At 78.6% G+C, this 2,776-nt stretch carries 1 protein-coding gene and 1 pseudogene; both read left to right on the top strand.

Going from position 1 to position 2,776, the window contains the following annotated elements:
• Window positions 1–1,428, top strand: a pseudogene (locus tag ABD823_RS34220) (hypothetical protein); the annotation flags it as partial.
• A gap of 53 nt (window positions 1,429–1,481) precedes the next feature.
• Window positions 1,482–2,776, top strand: a 1,295-nt coding sequence (locus ABD823_RS34215) for a serine/threonine-protein kinase (RefSeq protein WP_344867069.1), incomplete at its 3' end; no start/stop codon positions are given.

Raw genomic sequence — 2,776 nt, 5'->3', positions numbered from 1 at the left:
GGTCCGGGGGCCGCCGCCCGGGCCGGGTCCGCCGGGCGGGAGGAGACCGCGGACGCGCCGGAGGCCGGTGCGGCGCCCGCCGCCCCGGCGATCCCGCAGACCGGGCAGATCGCCGGGCTGCCCTCCCCCTCGGACGCCGCGCCGCCCGCCGGGGACGGGCCGGCGTCCGCGGGCGGCGCCCCGGCCGCCGGTGCCCCCGGTGCCGGGAAGAGCGGGGAGGCCCCGGACGCCGAGGACGGCGGAGAGGACGGCGGAGCCGCCGAGGGCGTCCAGGGCGCCGAAGGCGCCGGGGACACCCGCGACACCGGGGACATCCGGGACACCGGGGACACCGGGGACACCGGGGACACCGGGGACACCGCCTCCGACGGGGGCGCCGCTGCGGGGAGAGCCGCCGGGGGGACCTCCGCCGGGGAGGCCGTCCCCGAGGAGGCCGTCCTCGAGGAGGCCGAGCCGACCCGCAGGGCCGCGCCGGCGGAGAAGGCCGCGCCGCCCTCCCCGTCCCCGGATCTGAGGGCGTACGTCAGGAACCTGGTCCCCGAGGAGCCCGCCGCGCCCGAGCCGGTGCGCCCCGCCGCATCCGCGTCCCGGCCCGCCGCCGGCCCGGTGCGGCCCGCCGCGCCCGGACCGGTGCGCCCCTCCGACCGGGAGCGCACGCAGGAACGCGGGCGGCCCGCGGCCGCCGGACTGACCGCGCTGACCGGGCTCACCCGGCTCACCGCTCCGCCCGGGACCCGGCGCGCCCTGCCGATCGTGGTGGGGGCGCTGGTCCTGGTGGGCGGGGTGGGCGTCTGGATCGGCATGAACAGCGGGGAGCCGGACGCGGCCGGGCGGTCGCGGCCGGGGGCGAGCGCGCCCGCCGCGAGCCCCTCGGCGCCCGGGGAGCCGTCCGGGCGGAGCGCGGAGCCCTCCCGGGGCGCCGCCGACCCCACGCCCGGCCCCTCGGAGAGCGAGGCGGAGAAGGAGGAGGAGAAGTCCTCCTCGGGGCTCCCGTCCGGCTGGCGGAGGCACAAGGACCCCTTCGGCTTCTCGATCGGCCTGCCCAAGGGCTGGAAGGTCACCAAGCGGCAGGGCACCCAGGTGACGTTCGGCGACCCCGGTGACAAGCGGCGCTTCGTCATGATCGACTACACGGACAGGCCGGGCCCGTCCGCCAAGAAGGACTGGGACGACTACGAGCCCCAGGCCCGCGGCAACTTCCCGGGCTACAAGCTCATCGGGATCAAGACGGTCGACTACATGGAGGACGCCGCCGACTGGGACTTCACCTGGCGGACGAGCTACGGCAAGGTCCGGGTGCGCAACCGGGGGTTCGTCACCGAGGGCGGGCGGGGCTACGCGATCTACTGGCACACTCTGTCCTCCCGGTGGAAGAAGGACCTGAAGCTGTTCGAGGGCTTCGCCTCGACCTTCTCGTCGAAAAAGTGAGGTCCCGCCCGACCGGTTACGATTCGGGAGCCGGGGAGGGAGTCGATTAACACATGACCGATCGGAGGGTCGCGGGCCGGTACCACCTGCTCGAACCCATCGGCGAAGGCGGGATGGGCGTCGTCTGGCGCGCCCACGACGAGCTCCTCGACCGGGTCGTCGCGGTCAAGGAGGTCCGCTACCGGGGCGTCGACGAGGCCGCGCGGGCCGATCTGAACCAGCGCACCGTCCGGGAGGCCAAGACCGCCGGCCGGCTCGACCACCCGTCCGTGATCATCGTGCACGACGTGGTCGAGGAGGACGGGCGGCCCTGGATCGTCATGCAGCTGGTGCGCTCGCGCTCGCTGGGCGAGGTCGTCCGCGATCGGGGGCCGCTGGCCCCCGGCCGGGTGGCGGCCGTGGGCCTGAGCGTGCTGGGCGCGCTGCGCGCCGCGCACGCCGCCGGAGTGCTGCACCGCGACGTCAAGCCCGAGAACGTGCTGCTGGCCGACGACGGCCGGGTGGTGCTGACCGACTTCGGCATCGCCTCGACCTCCCACGACACGGGCATCACCCGGACCGGCGGGATGGTCGGCACCCCGGCGTTCCTGCCGCCCGAGCGGCTGCACGGCCTGCCCGCCACGCCGGAGTCGGACCTGTGGTCGCTGGGCGCGACGCTGTACGCGGCGGTGGAGGGCCGCCCGCCCTTCCAGCGGGACACCGCCGCCGCCACCATGATGGCCGTGCTGTCGGGCGACCCCGCCCCGCTGACCTGCACCGGCCCGCTCGCCGCGGTCATCGCCGGGCTGATGGCCAAGGAGCCGGCGGCCCGCATGGGCGCCGACGAGGCCGAGGCCCTGCTCACCCTGGCCGCCGGCGGCCGGACCGTCCCCGAGGGGGCTCCCCCTCCCCCGCCGCCGTCCGTCGAGGCGCCCTATCCGGTCTCCCTCGCCGCGCCGCCCGCGCCCGTCCCCGCGCGGCACCCGGGGCGCGGCGGCCCGGGCGGAAACCCGTCCTCCTCCCGCGCGGACCGCTCCGGCCGCTCCGGCCACCGCGGCGACCCCGGCGGCGCCACCGGCTCCGGCCGTTCCTCCGGCGGGACGGACCGCTCCGGTCCGGCCCCCGCGTACGGTGGGCGGCCCGGACCCGCGCACCCGGCCTCCCCGGTCCCGTTCCCGGCCGCCCCCGCGGCGCATCCGGGCCCGCAGGCCGGCCCCGTCCCGTCCCCGGCGGCGCCCGCCGCCTTCCACGCGCCGGTCGCCGAGCCGCTGCGGCCCACGCGCCCCGGGGCCGGCTTCCCGCCCGCCCCCGGGATCCCGTTCCCCCCCGTCCCCGGTGCGCCGCCCGCCGCCGGGCCGGATCCCCGCAC

The organism is Planomonospora alba (assembly GCF_039534085.1).
GTDB lineage: Bacteria > Actinomycetota > Actinomycetes > Streptosporangiales > Streptosporangiaceae > Planomonospora_B > Planomonospora_B alba.
Note: the sequence above shows the minus strand (reverse complement) of the source record. Positions and strands in the feature narration are given on the sequence as shown.